The sequence below is a fragment of the Labrenzia sp. ATLA3 genome (assembly GCF_057180185.1).
The window spans coordinates 23,765-43,609 of sequence record NZ_JBXUKV010000012.1 but is presented as its reverse complement, the minus strand read 5'-3'; the positions used below and the strand labels follow the sequence as shown (position 1 = coordinate 43,609).

The 19,845-nt window shown below is 60.8% G+C and carries 13 protein-coding genes; 6 read left to right on the top strand and 7 right to left on the bottom strand.

Annotated features, from left to right (window positions below; genetic code table 11):
• Positions 1-3 precede the first annotated feature (3 nt).
• From AC2A6O_RS27300 to AC2A6O_RS27285, 4 genes are all read left to right on the top strand, one after another.
• Positions 4-1,950, top strand: coding sequence for a type I secretion system permease/ATPase (locus AC2A6O_RS27300; protein WP_498931874.1), 1,947 nt, complete (start codon positions 4-6; stop codon positions 1,948-1,950).
• A 42-nt stretch (positions 1,951-1,992) separates the two neighbouring features.
• Positions 1,993-3,333 carry an HlyD family type I secretion periplasmic adaptor subunit gene (locus AC2A6O_RS27295; protein ID WP_148583150.1) on the top strand — a complete coding sequence of 447 codons (1,341 nt, stop codon included), beginning with the start codon at positions 1,993-1,995 and terminating at the stop codon, positions 3,331-3,333.
• 321 nt (positions 3,334-3,654) lie between these two features.
• Complete coding sequence (locus AC2A6O_RS27290) at positions 3,655-5,205, top strand: caspase family protein (protein ID WP_498931872.1); 1,551 nt, start codon at positions 3,655-3,657, stop codon at positions 5,203-5,205.
• A gap of 309 nt (positions 5,206-5,514) precedes the next feature.
• On the top strand, positions 5,515-6,201 hold the full coding sequence (locus tag AC2A6O_RS27285; protein WP_498931870.1) for a hypothetical protein: 687 nt from the start codon (positions 5,515-5,517) through the stop codon (positions 6,199-6,201).
• Positions 6,202-6,223: 22 nt separating this feature from the next.
• On the opposite strand, the gene AC2A6O_RS27280 is transcribed toward AC2A6O_RS27285, so the two are convergent.
• The 3 genes from AC2A6O_RS27280 to AC2A6O_RS27270 all read right to left on the bottom strand — a co-directional run bounded on the left by AC2A6O_RS27280 (position 6,224) and on the right by AC2A6O_RS27270 (position 10,555).
• Positions 6,224-6,517 carry a hypothetical protein gene (locus tag AC2A6O_RS27280; RefSeq protein WP_498931868.1) on the bottom strand — a complete coding sequence of 98 codons (294 nt, stop codon included), beginning with the start codon at positions 6,515-6,517 and terminating at the stop codon, positions 6,224-6,226.
• A gap of 105 nt (positions 6,518-6,622) precedes the next feature.
• Positions 6,623-8,977: a YbcC family protein gene (locus AC2A6O_RS27275; RefSeq protein WP_498931866.1), complete on the bottom strand. Its 2,355-nt coding sequence runs from the start codon at positions 8,975-8,977 to the stop codon at positions 6,623-6,625.
• A 15-nt stretch (positions 8,978-8,992) separates the two neighbouring features.
• Complete coding sequence (locus AC2A6O_RS27270) at positions 8,993-10,555, bottom strand: proton-conducting transporter transmembrane domain-containing protein (protein ID WP_498931864.1); 1,563 nt, start codon at positions 10,553-10,555, stop codon at positions 8,993-8,995.
• Positions 10,556-10,654: 99 nt separating this feature from the next.
• Here AC2A6O_RS27270 and AC2A6O_RS27265 point away from each other — a divergent pair, with 99 nt between their 5' ends.
• On the top strand, positions 10,655-11,545 hold the full coding sequence (locus tag AC2A6O_RS27265; protein ID WP_498931945.1) for a LysR family transcriptional regulator: 891 nt from the start codon (positions 10,655-10,657) through the stop codon (positions 11,543-11,545).
• Between the two features lie 103 nt (positions 11,546-11,648).
• Here the strand turns inward: AC2A6O_RS27265 and AC2A6O_RS27260 are convergent, their stop codons facing one another.
• From AC2A6O_RS27260 to AC2A6O_RS27250, 3 genes are read right to left on the bottom strand one after another with little or no spacing between them, the layout of a single operon-like run.
• Positions 11,649-13,154 (bottom strand): efflux transporter outer membrane subunit, encoded by a 1,506-nt coding sequence (locus AC2A6O_RS27260; protein ID WP_498931862.1) that lies wholly within the window; start codon positions 13,152-13,154, stop codon positions 11,649-11,651.
• 10 nt (positions 13,155-13,164) lie between these two features.
• Positions 13,165-16,302, bottom strand: coding sequence for an efflux RND transporter permease subunit (locus AC2A6O_RS27255; RefSeq protein ID WP_148583157.1), 3,138 nt, complete (start codon positions 16,300-16,302; stop codon positions 13,165-13,167).
• On the bottom strand, positions 16,302-17,462 hold the full coding sequence (locus AC2A6O_RS27250; protein WP_498931860.1) for an efflux RND transporter periplasmic adaptor subunit: 1,161 nt from the start codon (positions 17,460-17,462) through the stop codon (positions 16,302-16,304). Before AC2A6O_RS27250 ends, AC2A6O_RS27255 begins: the two co-directional genes overlap by 1 nt.
• A gap of 210 nt (positions 17,463-17,672) precedes the next feature.
• On the opposite strand from AC2A6O_RS27250, the gene AC2A6O_RS27245 reads away from it, so the two are divergent.
• A complete protein-coding gene (locus AC2A6O_RS27245) occupies positions 17,673-18,362 on the top strand; it encodes a TetR/AcrR family transcriptional regulator (RefSeq protein WP_498931858.1) in 690 nt (229 codons plus the stop codon).
• Between the two features lie 18 nt (positions 18,363-18,380).
• On the opposite strand, the gene AC2A6O_RS27240 is transcribed toward AC2A6O_RS27245, so the two are convergent.
• Complete coding sequence (locus AC2A6O_RS27240) at positions 18,381-19,544, bottom strand: patatin-like phospholipase family protein (protein WP_498931856.1); 1,164 nt, start codon at positions 19,542-19,544, stop codon at positions 18,381-18,383.
• Positions 19,545-19,845: the final 301 nt, after the last annotated feature.

Genomic DNA, 19,845 nt, shown 5'->3' with positions numbered 1-19,845 from the left:
CACATGACCATTTCTTATGATGTTGCCGATGGGCAGCGGGCGAGCCGTGCCGGTGAACCGGAAGTTCTGGGGCCGGATGCCAAAAGGGGTGATGAACGGCTGGTGGGCGCGAAAGCCGCTGCCGCCGGCGAGCCGACCCTGAAAGCGGAAGACGTCCCGGCAAAACCGATGGACGGGCGCAAACCCGGACGAACCGGCGCCGGCAAAGGCAAGGGGGAGAAGCCCGAATTCCACCGCCGTACGACTCCCCCCGATCTTTCAAACGCACTTGATAACGGCATTGCCGCCGTCAGGCGCAATCTTCTCATCGTCATGCTGTTTTCCTGCGTCATCAACGTGCTGGTGCTGTCCATTCCGGTCTATCTGTTTCAGATCTCCGACCGGGTCCTGACCAGCCGCTCGCTCGACACTCTGGTCATGCTGACCGGCGTCATCATCGGGGCGGTTCTGTTGCAGGCAGCCTTCGATGCCATCCGCCGGTTCATCCTGATGCGCACTGCGGTTGAGCTTGCATCGCAACTGGGCTCGCCCATCCTTGCCGCCGCCGCGCGGGCTTCCCTCAACAGCAATGGCAAGGAGTACCAGATCCTGAACGACTTGCAGCAACTGCGGGGTTTCCTGGTGTCCGGGACCATGATGGCGTTTCTGGACGGCCCCTTCGCACCGCTTTTCCTGGTGGCGATCTACCTTATTCATCCACATCTGGGGATGATCGTGGGGGGAACCTGCGTGATCCTGCTCGTGATCGCGGTGATCAACCAGAAGATCACGTCCCGCCATTTCAGCGACGCCAACCAGAACCAGAGCAAGGCGAACCTGCATCTGGATGCGATGTCCAGAAATTCGCAGATCATCAATGCCCTGGCCATGATCCCGGAAGCTGTCCACCTCTGGGGGCGTGATACGGCTGCTTCGCTGCGTGCGCAGGTGAGTGCACAGGACAGGAACATCATATCGGCCTCCATCACCAAGGCAGTTCGGCTGCTGACGCAGGTGGCAATGCTGGGGTGGGGGTCTTTCCTCGCCATTCAGGGCGAGCTGACCGGGGGCATGGTGATTGCCGCTTCCATTATTGGCGGCCGGGCTCTGTCGCCCATCGAAGGCGCGATCGAAGGCTGGAACCAGTATCTGCTGTCGCGCAATTCCTATAGCCGGATCTCGACACTGCTGAAGTCCTCGCCGCTCAATTCCGAGCGTCTCGTCCTGCCGAAACCGCAGGGCCGGCTTGATGTCGAGCGTCTGCTTTACGTGCCCCAGGGCACCAAACGGGTCGTGCTCAACAGCATCACCTTTTCGCTCAAGGCCGGCGATTCCCTTGCAATCATCGGCAACTCGGGCGCAGGCAAGACAACGCTCGGCAAGATGCTGGTGGGGTCGATCCTGCCGACATCGGGCGCAGTGCGTCTGGATCTGATGGATCTGCGCAACTGGAACCAGCGGCAACTGGGTGAAAACATCGGCTATCTGCCGCAGGACGTTCAGCTTTTTCCCGGAACCATCAAGCAGAACATTGGCCGTATGCGGGAAGATGCTTCGGACGAGCAGATCTACGAAGCGGCCTGCCTTGCGGACGTTCATGCCATGATTTCCGACCTGGCCCATGGCTATGAAACCGTCGTTGCGGCGGACGGTGCGCCGCTGTCCGGTGGGCAGAAGCAGCGCATCGCGCTTGCCCGGGCTTTCTTCGGCAATCCGCGTTTCGTGGTTCTGGACGAACCCAACTCAAATCTGGACACCAATGGTGACGAAGCGCTTGCGCGGGCAATGGCGCATGCCAAGGCCGAGGGCATCACCGTTGTCGCAGTCACCCAGAAACCGTCCCTTCTGAAATGCGTCGACCGGATCCTTGTTCTGGCGGATGGCTCCATCAGCATGTTCGGTTTCCGCAACGAGGTTCTTGAACTCCTTGCCGACAGGAAAAAGCAAAAAGCGGTTCAGAAACAAGGATAAGCGCTGGTAGCCGCATGGAACGGCTCAGGCCTGGGGGGAAATATGAGCAACGCTCTGACGCATAACGAACCGATGGACTGGTATTCGGCGGTGCCGAGATCGATCTACTGGCACACGCTGATCGGGGTTTTCCTGCTGGTGTTCTTCATCGGAGGATTTGCCGCCTGGTCCTTTACCGCGCCGCTGGCTGCCGCCGTGATTTCAAGCGGGACCTTTGTCGCAACCGGACAGAACAAGCAGATTCAGCATTACGAAGGCGGGATCGTGAAGGAAATCCTGGTGCAGGAAGGCGCGCGCGTTCAGAAGGGCGACCCGATCGTTGTTCTCGACGAAACCGTGGCATCGGCGAATGAACGGCAGCTCAGGCTCAAGCTGGCTCGGCTCGAGGCGATCAACGCCCGTCTTCGCGCGGAATATCTCTGGCAGGAAGAGGTCGAGTTTCCGCAATCATTGCTCGATCACAAGGACGACAAGGAAATTGCCACCATCATCGCCGGCCAGAAGCTGAGCTTTCTGGGATCTCAGGCGAAGCTGATGAGCGACATTCGTATCCTGGAGAGCACGATCGAATCCCTTCAGCACCGCCACGACGGGTATCGCGAACAGCACGATTCCATGATCAAGCAGCTTGCGATCCTGAAGGAAGAGCACAAGGGCAAGAAACTTCTCTTCGAAAAGGGGCTTCTGCTGAAGCCGACCCTGAACGCGCTTGAAAGAGCGATTGCCGAAGCCGAAGGCCAGATCGGACGGTTGGCCTCGGCCATGCAGGAGGCCAACGCCCAGGTGCTGCAGCATCGGGAGCAGGTCAAGCAGACGCGGGCCGCCTACAACGAAAAGGTGCTCGACGACCTGCAATCCATCGAGGCGGAACTGGATGCGGCGAGAGAACAATCCCGCAAGGTGCGCAACGTTTTGGCGCGGGCCGTCATCCAGGCCCCGGTGTCTGGCACCATTGTGCGCATGCACTATCATACGGCCGGTGGCGTTATCGAAAGCGGCAAGACGATTGTCGAAATCCTTCCCTCCGATGCACCGCTGATCATCGAGGCCCTGATCTCACGAACGGACATCGACAGTGTTCACATCGGTCAGCAGGCGACTATTCGCCTGTCCGCCCTCAATCAGCGGACGACCCCGGTGCTGGAAGGCGAAGTGCAATATGTCTCGGCAGATGCGATCACCGACAACAGCACCGGTATGGTCCGGGAAGTCTATGTCACCCGCATCGGCATTGCTCCAGGTGAACTCACACGGGTGCTGAACTTCGTTCCGACACCCGGCATGCCCGCGGAAATCATGATCCAGACCGCCGAGCGGACCTTCATGCAGTATCTGACGAAACCGATTGTCGACAGCATGTCACGCGCTTTCCGCGAGGAGTAAGCGCCAGGACGGTGCCCCTTTCCTTTGGAAGGGCGCGGTCCCGGAAAAGCCTTAGCAGCTCCGTTCATGAGGAGCTGCCAATCCGGATTGTCTGATGTGGTCTTCAGGCAATGTCCGCCTTGGGCCGGTTCGTTTCACGCGGACCGGCCTTTTTTCGCAAGGCCAGTTTTGCAAGGCCAGTTTCGCAAGGTACGGCCGTCAGGTGACGGTAGCCCCGGGCATATGACGCAACGAAAAGAAAGGCTTGTCTTCGCAAGGCATTCCTTCAATTATACCAGCGGTGTTTCCGGCGTTGAGTTTCGATGCGGAAACGGGTGTTTCATGCGATTGCGCCAAATGCGAAACCGGGTCGAACTGCTGTTGAAAGCTCTTAATATCAACGGATTGGCCGTCTGGTGCCTGATGACCTTGTTGCTTGCCACGGGTGTGAGCGCTCATGCGGCTACGGATCCCTTTGCGGAACGGCGCATGGCGCTGGTGGTCGGGATCGCCAGTTATGAGAACGCCCCCGACCTGACCAACACCACCAATGACGGCAAGCTTATTTCGGACACTTTGAACGAACTGAATTTCGAAGTCTCCGAGCATTTCAACATCGGCCTTGCAGAGTTCCGGGACCTTCTGAACCGTTTTGCTTTCGAGGCGGAGACCGCTGACGTTGCCCTTGTCTATTTTGCCGGACACGGGATTGAAGTGGGGGGGCGCAACTTCCTCGTTCCCTCGGACGCCAAGTCGGGCAGCCGGCAGCAGGTTGCCGACACCTCCGTTTCTCTCGACGATATTCTGGAAGCGGTCGACAAGGCGCGCCAGCTCAGGATCGTGATCCTGGATTCCTGCCGGAACGACCCGTTTGCAGATGCGGGCGGAGAGCAGACGCTGACCGTCCGGCAAGGCGTCCAAAGCCGCGGACTGGCGGCACCTTCTCCCGAACGCGGTACCCTTGTGGCCTATGCGGCTGAAGCCGGCGCCGTTGCGTTGGACGGGGCTGGCGACAACAGTCCGTTTGCATCAGCGCTGGCCCGGACGTTGAAGGTCCGGGACCTGGAAATAGGCCTCGCCTTCCGCCAGGTGCGCGATTCCGTGCTGAAATCCACTGCCAACGCACAGGAGCCGCACACCTACGGATCGCTGTCCGGAAAGCCCTATTTTCTGGCGGGCGGCAGTCAGGAGGTCAATGTGCTTGCGGCAGTTGACCGGCGCAATGCGTGGGGGCGTCTTGAGGTCAGTCAGGAAGAGCAGTTGCAGGTCGCGGCACGGGAAGGCGACAGCAGGGCGCTGAAGGGCCTTGCCTATATGCGTCTCAACCCGAGCGAGGACCGCTACGACCCTTCCCGCGCGGCGGCCTTTCTGGAAAAGGCAGCTGAGGCGGGCGATCCTGAAGCCATGTTCGAACTTGCCCGCATGTATGAACGCGGCATCGGTGTGGAGCAGGATGTCGACAAGGCGCTGGAGCTGTTCCGCCAGTCCGCAGACGAGGGCTTTGCTGATGCCATCAACGATCTCGGGTTCCTTTATTATCAGGGCGGTCTTGGGATCGCGCGTGATCCCAAAAAAGCAATCGAACTGTTCGGGCAGGCCGCCGACCAGCGGCATCCGGAAGCCATGTTCAATTATGCGGCCCTGATCGATGACGGCGTTGTCGACGGCAAGCAGCCGGACGATGCTGCGGAATATCTTTACCGCGCCTTGCGGTCGGGAAACGAGGAAGTCCTGAACCAGCTCTCGGAAAACCCGAAGATGTTCAAGGACACGACACGCCGGTCCCTGCAACGCAAATTGTCGGAACGCGCGTTCTACACAGGGACCATCGACGGTCAATTCGGCCCGCAGACCCAAAGAGGGTTGCGGAAGGCTTACGGGCTTTCCGAATAGGGCAAGGGCCTGTTCTTGCCGAAGGTGGACCGAGGCAGGACCATCAGCGACGATCCCGAAAATTAACGTTAGGGAATTTTTTGTCTTGTTCTATTGTTTCAAGGGTTTAAAATTCTAAAGAGCAATCAAAAGAAACGAGTCGGGAATTATCGGTCCCTGATTTCAGTGATAGCAGTGCAGACGTTTTTCTTCATGTTATTTGCAGGTTTTTCAGCTTCTTAATTACAGTCGTGGCATCAAAGGCGATGACTGACCGTCCCGATACATTGTCTCTGGCGATTTGTTCGAAGTGTTTGATTGGGGGAATTCATGTTTAAAAGCAGATTTTTTGCCGGTGTCGCGGCCGTTGTACTTGCCGGGCAAACCGTGACTGCCGCAGTCGTGCCGGCCTATGCCGTCGCTGTGCCGGGTGGTCAGACCCTTGTGCAGAAGGACCCGTTGGAGTCCGTTCTGGAGGATCTGTTACTTGTGCAATCGCAATATTCCGATACCTATTCGGAACCGGTTGGGCCTTCCTATGATGTTGATCGTCAGGAACGTGATCCAAACCTCAGTTCGGCTTACGACCTGGATGACAGGATCACACGTGGTGTGGTGTGGATCATTCAGAACGGCACCAACGAGTGCCAGAATTCCATTCGGCCCGAATACCGCTTTGACTGTCTGAGAAACGTTCTGGGACGTGCCGCCTCGACAATCGAGAACCGTCCCAACTATCGCGACGCGGCTCGGGAACTGCGAAGCCTCTCGCGCAAGCTTGATGGAATCGTTTCAAAGTATCAGGATCGCAGCGCACCGCGCGCGTCCGTGGGGCAGCGCAGCTATCGTGCCGTTTCCAAGGCCAACCTCTCCAAGGCCCGCAGCGAAGCGTCGGCAGCCATCGATGAGAGCGTCACCAAGCTGTTGCGCTCGGCCGGAAACTCCGAAAAACGCAAGACGCATTATTCCCAGATCGCGACCGCTGTCGGGTCCACGAAGCGTCTGCTGCGCTCATAATTTGTCCTGCACCGGCGGAGCTTCAATCCGCCGGCTGCTGGTCCGGAATCTCGTCCGGCGAGATGATCGGCGTTTCACCGGCATCGGGAGCAGGTTCAACCAGCTCTCGATCGCCGACCGGCGCCGGTTTCAAGATGCCATTGCAGTCTGACAGGGTTACGGTTTCTTCCGATTCAGTTGGGACCCTGTCTTGCGCCTTCGCCCCGGGGGCAACCTGGCAGTCCTCAGGTGTTTCCTCTGCAAGCGCTGAGCCGCAAACAAGGAGCATTGCGGCAGCCAAAGTCGCGGTCGCCCGGGCATTTCTATGTGGATGCATTTTGTCCTCCAATGGATAGCTCTCCTTTGAGAACGCCTGAACAGCCATAGGGTTCAATTCCGGCACGGGTAGCCGGCTGTGCCAGGGCAAGCCGGCCACTGTCTGTTAGTGCGTCCAGGTGCCGCCAGGCTGATACCGGGTGCTCATCTGCCCGTCCCTGAGCGCGAAGAGATGTAGCCAGCCGTTGTCGAACAGCATCCGAACCTCCGGGTGCGCCTCCAGAACGTTGGAGATCGCCTCTTCGGGGGCTTCGATCAGAACCGAAAGGCGCAGCGGGGTGTGCATTCCCTTTTCGCCGTCGTGCAGGGCCTGTGCAGGAAGTCCGGGCCGCAGACGGCCGCCATTGCCTTCAACGACACCGATACCGCCGACAACATTGTGAATGAGCTTGTTGCCACCACCGAAAACATCCGGGGCGACCGCTGAGCCATAATATTGAAGGCTGATCCAGCTCGCGACGACAACAGGTGCCGTCAGGACGAGCTCTAGTGTCTTGAAGTCCTTGTCAGACTGCCAGTCGTAACTGTGCAGGAACGCCCGGCCATCCAGGTTCGCTTTCGAGGTTACATTCCTGGGGGCGGCGACAAATGCCGCGCAGCCGGCCAGGCCCCACTCAGGCCTGACTTCGGCCCAGTTGAACGCTCTGGCCGCAACGGAAGCAGGTTTGGCACCCGGCAGGCGCAAGGCGCGTTCCGCCCGGGCTTCAACGCCTGCCCGCTTCAGCCACGTCTTCAGAAGGTCGTGTCCGTCGATCTGGCCGGGGTGGTCCTTGTCGAACAGCGTAACTTCGTCGGTCGTCGTGTCGTGGAGGGCCGCGACAAACCAGGTGTCGTCCGGCAGTTCGATGCCATGGCCGGCAAGCCCCGCGCGGGTCTCCGTGTCGTTCAGCAGGTTTGCAAGCAGCCGTGCCGAGACTTCTCCCGAATAGCCGCCGCACGCGCCGCAATGGTAGGCGCTCTGATGAGGGTTGTTTTTGACGTTGGCTCCGTGTCCGACCAGGAGCACAACCGGCGCATGATCTTTTGTCAGGCTCATGGCCTTCAGAACCGCAGCGGCCGTTGCAGCCTTGGTTTCGGCATCGAGCGCCGGATCGAGCCTGGGCGCGGGAGGGCAATCGGCCCTTTTTGCGGGGAAGCCAAGGGAGTCCTTTATCAGCTTGGTCACATACAGCGGGCCTGCGGCCTCCACATAGGCGAAGGACGAGACGGCGGCCTGGCGAAACCTATCCAGGGCCCGTACGGCCCGCGCACCGATGCGTGCCGTCTTTTCCTCTTGCGCAGAGCCGTGGCTTGTCGAGGTGAGCGCAGGTTTCAGCAACACCGGCAGGTGGTTCTCCTGAACATCCGAGCCGTGGTCCCGGTGGGCGGCGGGCAGGCCGAAGAAGCCGGCAAAGCCAAGTGTTTCGATCGAGGGGCTCTGGTTCTCCAGTGCCCGCCGAAAGACTTCCGAGCGCACGTCGATGCAGAACGCCGCCTGAAGCGCTGGCCGGGTGCCGGTGCTAGCCGCCATGTTGGTCAGGCTTTGGTCAAGAGACCGCTGGTAGGCCCGTTCGGCCGCATCCTGCAAAATGGCGTCGACAACCTGATCCTGCGTCGGAACAAGAGGGACCTCATGGAGCTGCAATGTGGCTTGCCATTGTTCGGCAACAGCCGGGAACCGGTTGAAAAGCGCTTCTTCCCAAATCAGCCGCACGGCCAGAAGGTCGCCAAGCGTTCCATCCGTCTTGCCGTCCTGTTCGGCCTGCCAGAGCAGCCAGCGCGCATGCTGCGCCCAGCCACCCAAATCCATCAGCAGCCGGTGAAACACGGTCTCGGCCGCCGGAACGTTGATCGCCAGCCTGCCGGTTACCTGCAGGATGGCTTGCTCGGAGGTATCCGGCGATGCGGTTACATGCGAGCAGAAGCCCGGCAGACCTGCGATTTCCGGTGTCAGGTCGCGGCTCGCCCAGGACCGCCAGGCAGCATAGGCGCCTTCACCTGGAGCCGGAGACCAAAGCGCCTGCCCTCGGTCGAAATAACCGGCCGCCCAGAGGCCGACCGACTTTTCGATGATAGATGGCCAATCGATGCCCGAAACCGAAGCTGCGAGATCGGCAATCGTCGGTGCCGCCGTCGGCACGGATGGCTCCTGCTGGAGAAGCGCCTTCAGCTGTGCCAGATCCTCCGGCTTGGTGTCGGCTTTGCTGGCTGCGAGGGCAGCAAGCAGGTCTGTGTCAGTGATGCGGCCACTGGCGACATCGGCGGCAAAGCTGCTTCTGGGCCGGGTCAGGCTGACGCCTGCTGTTCTGGCCAGCCGCACGGACGCCTCTGCGAGATCTTCCCCGGTCTGTCCGAGGAACGGATTGACGGCAACGGTTGCGTCCAGGGGAAAGGCCGGCGGGATCGCCCGAATGGCTGCCGTTCCAGCCGCCAGGATGTCTGAAACCCGCGCCGAGGCGAATTGTGTGTGTTTGATAAACATCTGTGCTGCCTCGTCTTACTTGGATTTCGCAACCCGGTATCCGCCGATGAAGCGGTCCAGGAGCGCGTTGAGGTAGAGCCCGTTGGCGATGTGAATGCGCAAGCCGGACGTGGACGGGTGATGGGACCAGAGAGGAAACAGCGTCTGGGCCACGGCGACGACGCCGAAGGAAAGAACCGCCAGCACGATCAGTGCCCATTCAAGCGGACCGGCGACCGGCGCCTTCGGCAGGGCTGCGCCCCACAGCAGGTTGGCGACTTGCTGGAAGCCGAAATAGGCAAAGGCAACGACGATGGCAGACAACGACGTGCGGTACGTCAGATCGGTGGGGGCTGCGTCTGCAAGGCCCTGGGCGACCAGATAGGCCACGCCGAAGATCAGCATCGCTCCGATGGCAAGCGCCTGAGGGGTCTTTGGTCCGGCGACCATCGAGAAGGCGACGGAAACAACCGCATAAAGGAAAAGGGCGATTGCGAACGACCGCAGAACGTTGGCAACGCTCGGGACCGCGATGGGGCCGGGCCGCCGCAATTTGGCAACCGCCAGAACGGCGCCGCCTGAGGAGAGAAAAGCGTGCGCCTTGTAGAGGGAATGCGCCACCACGTGCAGCAGCGCCAGCGGCCAAAGGCCGAGGCCACATTGCAGCAGCATGAAACCCATCTGGGAAATGGTGGACCAGGCAAGGGCAGTCTTCACCGCGCTCTGGGTCAGCATCACCACGGCCCCGAAGAGTGCGGTGAGGCCGCCGAGTGCGACGAGCGCGCCCATGGCGCCGGGACTGGCCTGAACCAGATCGGCCGTTCTGATCAGCAGGAACCCGCCGGCATTGATGATGCCGGCGTGAAGAAGGGCGGAAACCGGGGTTGGTGCTTCCATGACCTCTGTCAGCCATCCGTGCAGGGGGAAGGCGGCGGTCTTGAGAGCGGCTGCCAGCACCAGAAAGGTGACGGCCAGGTGCTCGGTCAGTGACAGGTGGGTGCCGACGATTTCAGAGAGCTGCCCGATCTGGGTCGAACCGGCGCTGAGCATCAAAAGTCCAGCGGCCAGCAGCAGGGACACATCTCCCGCATGCCAGACAAGCGCGAACTTGGTTGCCGCCCGTTGGGCGGCGGCGCGCTGCGGGTAGAACAGCAAGAGCCTGCGCAAGCAAAGACCGATCCCCACAAACCCCAGCAGCAACACCAGTAGGCTGCCCGACTGGACAACCATCAGGACAGCTGCCAGGGCGCTGAGCATCAAGCCGTGGAAAGTGCCCTCGCGCGCTTCGCCGTCGAGGTAGGTCCGGGAATAGCGCATCACCACCCAGCCGATGAAAGCCACCAGCAGCGTCATCGTCACGCTGATCGCATCGAGCTTGACGGCAAGCGCGAACGGGCCCTCGAACAGGACCGCCTCGGATGCTCCGAAAATCAGAAGCTGCGCAAGGCCCGCGAGTGCAATCAGAAAGGCGATGAATGCGCTTGCTTCCGAGACCTTGGGATAGGACCCCGGGCGGCGGCCGGGACGCACTGTCGACAGGGCAGCAGAGGCCAGCAGAAGCATCGGGGCCAGAAGGGGCAGGGGAAACAGGTGCGACATGGGAACCTCACGGGCGCTGAAAGACGTCGTGGGTATACCGTCTCGCTTTCTTGCAAAAAATTACATATTATCGTCGAAATCGTTCTATTTTTTGAAAGTATTGTCGTGCTGAACCTTCATCATCTTCGGCTTTTCCGGGCAGTTGCGCGGGATGGAACGTTGACGGGCGCGGCCCGGGTGCTGAACCTCTCGCAATCGGCGCTTTCCTCGCAGATAAAGACGCTGGAAGCCGCCCTTGGTCACGACCTGTTCGAACGGCGCGGCAGAGGTCTCGTGCTGACGGAGGCTGGCCGGATCGCCCTTGATCACGCGGAAGCGATCTTCCGCACCGCGGATGACCTCACGGCGACGCTCCGCAACACCGGCACAGAGCGCAGGGCTTTGCGGGTCGGCTCCCTTGCAACGCTGTCGCGAAACTTTCAGATCGGTTTTATCGAACCCCTGATCGGGCGTTCGGATGTCGAAGTGGTGCTTCGCTCTGGAGCGCAGGGAGACCTTTTGCGGGCATTGGAAGCGCTGGCGATTGATGTCGTTCTGACAAACCTTGTGCCGGCCCGCGATGCATCCAGCCCCTATCTGGTGCATGGGCTGTCCGAGCAGCCGGTCAGCCTGGTCGGTCCGGCGACCGCGTCCGGACTTGTCGGGCGGCCGATGCCGGAGCTGCTGTCGTCCCAGCCGTTGATCCTGCCGACACCGGAGTCGGCCCTGCGGGCCTCTTTCGACGCGATGGTGGAGCAACTGGGTCTTTCCCCGAAAGTTGCCGCGGAAGCCGATGACATGGCGATGATCCGCCTGCTTGCCCGTGCGCATGCGGGGCTTGCCGTCATTCCGCCGATCGTCGTCAGAGACGAACTGGCCTCCGGGCGGCTTATCGAACTGGGCAGGCTGGAAGGGCTCAAGGAGGAGTTCTTCGCCGTTACGCTGCATCGGCGTTTCCCCAACCCGCTGGTCGCCGATTTGCTGAAGGCGTTCAAAAGCAAAAAGGACTGAGCAGGGGCGGTTGGCCCTTGCTCAGTCCTGGTTGTTTCGAATTTGGCCGAAAGGCCTTTCCTCCGATGTCTGTTCGACAAAGATCGGAATTATCAGCGCACCCTCAATAAGCCACGGACAGATGCGGGCCGGTGTTCTTGTCGACCACTTCCGGCTTGTCGGTTTCCACCTTGCCGGTCCAGCCGCCGCCGAGTGCTTTTTGCAGGGCGATGTAATAGGTGGTCAGGCGGACACGGCTCTGGATGAGCGTGTCCTGGGCAGAGTAGGTCGAGCGTTCCGCGTCGAGAGCGTCAAGGAAGCTGGCCGCACCGGTCTGATAGAGCGATCTGGACAGTTCCGCCGCCGACTTGAAGTTCGCTGCTGCGCGCGCCTGGCTGGCGACCCGTTTGCGTTCCTGCGTAAGGCCGACAAGTGCGTTTTCGACGTCTTCCAGCGCTGTCAGCACCGAAGCCTGATAGGCGAGGAAATACTGGTCGCGCTGGGCTTCGGCAATCTCCACGCCTGCCGCCAGTTTGCCGGCATTGAAGATCGGCACGGAGAGAGATGGGCCAAAGGCCCAGCTGATCGACGAATTCTTGCCGAGATCGCCGAAATCGGCCGCCGCCGTACCGATGGAACCGGTCAGGCTGACGGAGGGATAGCGCGCTGCCGTCGCCTGTCCGATCTTCGCCGTCGATTCCGCAAGCTTGCGTTCTGCCAGGCGTACGTCCGGGCGCGTCAGCAGGATGCTTGCCGGAATACCGACAGGGATCGGCAGCTTCGGTGTGGGAATACGGCTGCTTTTCAACAACTGGTCGGTGAGGGCGGTTGGCTGCTGACCGGTCAGGACGCTCAAGCGGTGCATGGAGGCGGCGAGAGCCGTCTTCAGGGCCGGAATATTGGACTCGGTCGATGCTGCCTGGCCTTCCGCATTGGCAACGTCGAGACCGGAGGACGAGCCTGCCTGGAACCGCTTGCGAATGAGGTTGGCCGAGGAATGTTGCGACCTTGCAGTGTCCTGCGCCAGTTTCACCCGCTGCTGGAGACCACGGGCTTCGACATAGTTTGTGGCAAGGTCGCCGATCAGGGTCAGGAGGCTTGCCCTCAGCTCTTCCTCGGCAGCGTCGAGACCGTATTTGGCAGCTTCCCGCGCCCGGCGATTGGCGCCGAAGATGTCGATCTCCCAGGCCGCATCGAAGCCGCCGTTCCACAGCGTGTTGACACTGTCCGACCCGCTCGATTTGGACCGGTTCAGTCCGGCCGCGCCGTCGAGGCTGGGAAAAAGCGAGGCGGAGGCCTGCTTGTAGCTGGCCCGCGCTTCGCGCACCTTGGCCTTGGCGGTGCGGACGTCCAGGTTTTTCTGAACCGCAAGCGCAATCAGGCTGTTGAGCTGTGCATCGCCCAGCTGTGTCCACCAGTTGGCAAGCTGAGGCACGGACGCGGGTGTTTCGCTGGTGGTATTGCGCCACTTGGCGGGGACGGAGACGTCCGGCCGCTGGTAATCGGGGCCGACGGAACAGGCGCTCAGCAGTGTTGCCGCCATCAGGCCCGCACCGAGCCGCCGCCAGGTCTTGCGGCGTTGAGAGGGGGCGGCGCAGGCAGGGCCGGTATCAGGTTTGAAAAGGGTCATGGAAACTCTCTCAATGGGCTGTGCTGCCTGTCGTATCGGGAGCGGCTTCGTTCGTCTGTTTGCGGCTGAAGATGCGCCGGACGGTGACGAAGAGAAGCGGCACGAAGAAGATGCCGAGCAAGGTGGAGGAGATCATGCCGCCCATGACGCCGATGCCGATGGAGTTCTGCGCGCCCGAGCCTGCACCCGTGGCGAGTGCAAGCGGCGTCACGCCCAGAATGAAGGCGAAGGACGTCATCAGGATTGGCCGGAGCCGCTGACGGGCGGCATCAAGCGTTGCCTCCAGCAGGTCCTTGCCCTGGCGTTGACGTTCGATGGCGAACTCCACGATCAGGATGGCGTTCTTCGCCGCCAGCCCGATGGTCGTCAGCAGGCCGACCTTGAAGTAGACGTCGTTGGTCTGCCCGAAGATGAGCGCTGCGGCCAATGCGCCGAAGATACCGATGGGCACCGACAGCATCACCGCGAAGGGGATCGACCAGCTTTCATAGAGCGCGGCAAGGCACAGAAACACGATCAGGATCGAGATCGCGTAAAGCGACGCGGCCTGATCACCCGATAGCCGTTCCTGATAGGACAGGCCGGTCCATTGGTGAATGAAGCCTGTCGGGAGCTGGGAAACAAGTGCATCGACTTCCGCCATGGCATCGCCCGAACTGACGCCGGGAGCCGCCTGGCCCTGCAGTTCCACCGCGGACGCGCCGTTGAAGCGCTCAAGCCTTGGTGAGCCATAGGCCCAGCGCGAGGACGCGAAGGCGTTGAAGGGCACCATGTCGCCATTGGAATTGCGAACGTGCCACAGGTTCAGGTCGGACGGCTGCATGCGGAACGGAGCATCGGCCTGAACGTAGACAGGCTTGATGCGGCCGCGGTCCATGAAGTCGTTGACGTAGTCGGAGCCCCAGGCAATCGACAAGGTGTTGTTGATGTCGGGGATGCCGAGGTCCAGCAGGCGTGCCTTTTGCGTGTCGATGTCGACCTTGAACTGCGGCTGGTCTTCCTGGCCGTTGGGCCGTGTCGCCGCCAGTTTGCCGGACTGGGCGGCCATGCCCAGAAGCTGGTTGCGAACTTCCATCAGCCGCTCATGACCGGCGCCGTTGATGTCCTGCAAGTAGAAGGAAAAGCCGTTGGTGTTGCCCATGCCCTGAATGGCAGGCGGGGCAAGCGCGAACACGCGAGCGTCCTTGAGCTGCGAGAAGGCCCCCATGGCGCGCCCGGCGACGGCCTGGGCGGCAAGTCTCGGGTCTTCACGCTCGGTGAAGTCCTTCATGCGGACGAAGGCAAGGCCGACGTTCTGGCCCTGACCGCCGAAACCGAAGCCGGCGACCGTGAAGACGCTGTCGACCGCGTCCGGTTCGTTTTCCATGAAGTGGGTGCGCACCTTGTCGAGTACGCTCAGTGTCCGGCCCTGGGTGGCGCCCACGGGCAGGTTGACCATGGCAATCAGAATGCCCTGGTCTTCCTGCGGCAGGAAGGAGCTCGGCAGGCGGTTGAACATCCAGCCCATGGCAACGCCAATGGCGATGAACAATACGAGAAAGCGCTTGCCGCGTTTCAGGATGCCGCCATTGGCTGCGCGATACCCGTTTGCACTGGCATCAAAACCCTTGTTGAACCAGGCGAAGGGGCCACGGCTATGACCGTGATCGCCCTTTTTCAGGATGGTCGCACAGAGCGCAGGCGTCAGGATGAGGGCAACGAAGACCGACAGCACCATGGCCGAGACGATGGTGATCGAGAACTGCCGGTAGATGATACCGACCGACCCGCCAAAAAATGCCATCGGCACGAACACGGCGGACAGCACCACCGCAATGCCGATCAGCGCGCCGGTGATTTCCTTCATGGATTTGCGGGTGGCCTCGCGAGGGGGCAGGCCTTCCTCGGCCATCACGCGTTCGACGTTTTCCACCACGACGATGGCGTCGTCCACCAATAGCCCGATGGCAAGCACCATGGCGAACATCGTCAATGTGTTGATCGAATAACCGAACAGGGCGAGCACCCCGAAGGTGCCCAGCAGAACCACCGGCACGGCGAGTGTCGGAATGATGGTCGCGCGCAGGTTCTGGAGAAAGAGATACATCACCAGGAACACCAGCACGACCGCTTCCAGCAGCGTGTGAACCACCTTCTCGATGGAGAGCTTCACGAAGGGGGTGGTGTCATAGGGGTAAACCACCTCGACCCCGGCGGGCAGCGTCGAGGACAGCCTGTCGATGGTGTCGCGCACCCTCTCGGCGGTATCGATGGCGTTGGCGCCGGTCGCGAGCGAGACGGCAAGGCCGGAGGCCGGCATGCCGTTGTAGAAAGCCGAGGTGCTGTAGCTTTCGTTGGCGACTTCCACCCGGGCCACATCGTTGAGGCGGACCACCGAGCCGTCTTCGGAGCTTTTCAGAATGATGTCGCGGAACTGCTGGGCCGTCTGCAGGCGGCTGGAGGCTGTGATGGTGGCGTTGAGCTGCTGACCTTCGACCTGAGGAAGGCCGCCGAGCTGACCGGCGGAAACCTGGGTGTTCTGGGCCTGAATGGCGGAGCTGACATCGCTCGGCATCAGGTTGTATTTCAGCAGTTTCGTCGGATCGAGCCAGATGCGCATGGCATAGCCGGAACCGAACAGCCGGGTTTCCCCGACACCCTCGACACGTTTCAGCGTGTCGTTCAGCGTGTTGTCGACATAGTCGGCAATGTCGGTGGAGGTCAGGCGTCCGTCGGTCGAAACGAAGCCAAGCACCATCAGGAAGCCGGAGGTCGACTTGGTGACGGTGATGCCGGTGTTCTGCACGATCTGCGGGAGCTGGCTGGAGACGAGCTGCAGCTTGTTCTGCACCTGCATCTGGGCAACGTCCGGATCGGCCTTGGACGAGAATGTCAGCGAGATCTGGGCCGAACCGGTGTTCGACGAGGTTGCGGTCATGTAGTCCAGATAGTCGATTCCGGACATGCCCTGCTCGATCACCTTGGTAATCGAGTTTTCAACCGTCGCTGCATCGGCACCGGGATAGTTGGCGCTGATGTTGACCGTGGTCGGCGCGATCTGCGGATATTGTGAAACGGAAAGGGTGGTGATGGCCAGTGCGCCTGCCAGCATGGTGACAATGGCGATAACCCAGGCGAAAATCGGCCTGTCGATGAAGAAAGCTGACATCAGTCGGAAGTCTCACCCGTGTTTTTCACCGCCTCACCGCGGCTTTCCACCTCCCCGGTTGCTTCGTCAATGGTCACCAGAGTGCCGGTGGCTTCCTGGCCTGCCCGCACGAACAGCGATCCTTCAACGATGACCTTGTCTCCCTGCGAGATGCCCTCGTTGACCAGCCAGTTGTTGCCAATATCGCCTTCCACCCTGAGGACGCGTTCTTCCACCTTGCCGTCCTGGGTGAGAAACAGGGCTGTCGGTTCGCCCCTGGCATTGCGCGACACCGCGCGCTGCGGCACCAGGAAGGAGTTCTGGGCGATGCCCTCCTCGACAATCGCCTGAACGTACATGCCCGGCAGGAGAAGCCGGTCGGGGTTCGGGAACTCAGCACGCAGCGTATAGGTGCCCGTGGTTGGGTCCACGTGCGCTTCCGAGAATTCCAGCTTGCCGGTTTCCGAGTATTCTTCACCCGTCTCCAGCAGCAGACGCACCCGTACGTTTTCACCGGACAGCTTGATGCGGCCTTCGCGCACAGCCTTGCGCAACTTCAACAGGTTGGTGCTCGACTGGGTGACGTCGACATTGATCGGATCAAGCTGGCGGATAATGGTCAGTGGCGCCGGCTGGCTGGCGGTCACCAAGGCGCCGACATTCAGCGTCGACGCTTCGACGCGGCCTGAAATCGGTGCCTTGATCACGGTGTTGTCGAGATTGATCCTTGCGGTTTGCACGCTGGCTTTCGCCGAGGCAATGTCTGCTTTCGCCTGGGCAAGGGCCGCCTTGGCGTCATCCAGCTCCTGCTTGGCGACCGCGTTCTGCGTGATCAGTTCCTCGTAACGTTCGACCTTGGTCCGGGCGCTCGGCAGGGCGGCTTCCGCTCTTTGAAGGGCGGCCAGGGCGCTGTCGTGCGCTGCCTTGTAGAGATCGTCCTCGATCCGGTAGAGCACGTCCCCGGCGCTTACCTCCGTGCCTTCCTTGAACAGCCGCTCCTTGATGATGCCGCCAACCTCCGGACGGACTTCCGCATCCAGGGAGGCTGCAATCCTGCCTGACAGCTTGGCGGTGATTGCCACCGATTCCGGTTGCAGCTCAACGACACCGACTTCCGGCTTGGGCGCGGCACCTCCCATCTGCTGGGCTTGAGCACCACCGGACGCCAGGCTGGAGGACATCAGAAAGGCGAAAAGAAAAGCACGAAACGGCTTCTTCGCTGAGCACAGGAACGCAGTGCTCGAACCGAGAGGGATACACGTCATTTCCGGGAGGAACCTCGTTGGTCGCAAATGCTGAGGAGCATTAGAAAACTCTTGGGTACCAATATTATGTCAGAGGTTCCCTAGTCAATCGAAATTCGGTATTTGTGCGTATTGAGGGGAGGAGACATGATGAGCTCTTCAGGAAATACAGACGTAGCAACGGAAACCTGTCCGGCGTGCCAGGACGATGGCGCTGAACAGCGGCAGCGTGGACGCCAGAAGGTTCACGACGAGGCAACGCTGAAAGCGCGTGTCGTCGAGATTGCTTTCAGCACGTTCCAGAAACATTCCTACAACGGCACCACCATGGCGCTGGTCGCCAAGAACACCGGTATCTCGAAGCGAACACTCTACGAGCTGTTTCCCTCGAAAATCGAACTGTTCGCGGAACTTGCCATGCGCCACCGCGCCAACCTCCTTGATATTCCGGCGGGGCGAGAGGCCGAGACGCTTGAAGAGGCCCTCAAGGCGCTTTTCAAGGTTGACCAGAGCGACGAAAAACATCTTCAGCAAGCTGCCGAAATGCGCCTGTTCTATGTGGAGGCCGTCGCCAACGAGGAGCTGGGCGTGCTTTTGAGAAGGGCCTGCGGCAGCGAACTGCATGACGTGGTGACGGCTTGGGTGGAGGAGGAAGTCGAGAAGGGCCGGATCGTGACCCAGTCTTCCCGGGACACGGCGAAATATCTTCTGGATGTCCTCATCGCGGCCCGGCTGTTCCGCCCCAGGGCGCCTGACGTGATCACTGGCGTGTCGGATATTCGGACTTATCTCAACCACACGATTCAGCTCATCCTGAACGGCCTGCTGCCACGCTGACCGTTCAGGAGGAGCGCTTCAGGAGGCCTTTGCCTTTCGCAGAGGAGCGGCATCCGGTCGTTGCAGCCATTGGCTGAGGTCCAGGGTAGACCGCCGCCCGAGTTGCGCGCCATGGTGTTGCAGGAACTCGTCGGCCGCACTGCGGCCTTCCTCGCGCAATTGCTCCAGAAAAGGCCAGGTGGAGTTGAGCTTCGACTGGTCGCTGTGGCTATTCATGACGGCACCGGCAATGCGGTGGACCCGCAGATCGGCGATGGAGCTTGTGGGGCGGTCGGCTTCACCCGTGGAGCCGGATCGTCCCGCACTTGCTGTACGTCCGGTCAGGCTCGGCAGGAAACCCGGCCGGACGGACGGCGCTTTTGTGCCGGCCTGGTGCTGCAGTTCAGCCAGAAGCCGCAATTCCTTGATCAAGGGCGCATTGAAGGAAATCTCCTTTTCACGCGCGGCGATCTGCCGGGCATCCTGTGGCAGGGCGACGCGTTCGGTCGGGCTGGTCTGCACCAGCAGCAGGTCGGCATGCCCCGATTCCAGCACGAGAGGCATCAGGCTGGGATTGCCGGTATAGCCGCCGTCCCAGTAGTGCTCGCCATCGATCTCGACCGCGTGGAAGAGGGAAGGGAGGCAGGCGGAGGCCAGAAGAACGTCGGCGCTGATGGAGTCGTTGGAAAAGATGCGTGCTTCACCCGAACCGACGTGAGTTGCCGTGACATGCAGCGCAATTTCGGAGTGGGCGATCGCTTCGATGTCGATGGTTTCTTCGATGATTTCCCGCAAGGGATTGAAGCCTGCCGGGTTGAGATCGTAGGGCGACAGGAATGACATGCCTGCGCCGAACAGAAACGGCAGTTTTTCGAAATCGATCCCCAATCCACCGAGCACTGCCCTGGATGTCGTCATGTTGAAGGGGGTAAACCGGCTGCGCTTGGAAACCGTTTTCCAGAAGCCTGCCAGTGCTGCGCGTGCCTCCTCATGTCCGCCTTTCTCAAGGCCGGTCAGAAGCGCCGCCGCATTCATTGCGCCGGCCGAGGTGCCCGAAAGGGCGTTGATCTGAAGTGTCTCTTCCTCCAGGAGACGGTCCAGGACGCCCCAGGTGAAGGCGCCATGGGCACCGCCACCCTGGAGTGCCAGGTTTACGCGTGTCCTGCGCGCCCTTGAAGGGCTGTGTGAAACGGTCTGTTTCAAGGTCCGTGTTCCTTTCCACGAAGTTTGGTCCCACCCCGAAACGTTTCCTCATGATGTTTTTTGCTTGAGTTAGATGCCCGGCCGCTTGTCAGCGGCGATCGGCGGTAAACCATTCACGGCCTGTCGGTGCATCAGATGACTAAGATATGTTGCAATGCAGCATTTTTCAATGTGCTCGTTCGCTCAGGCGGAAATTTCCGGCCAGATCTGGTGGTCTTCAACAGGCAAAAAACTGCTGCGCTGCGATATCGCGTGATCTCCGTGACAAAGGGACACTTGCGCAAGTTTCTGATTTCATGCC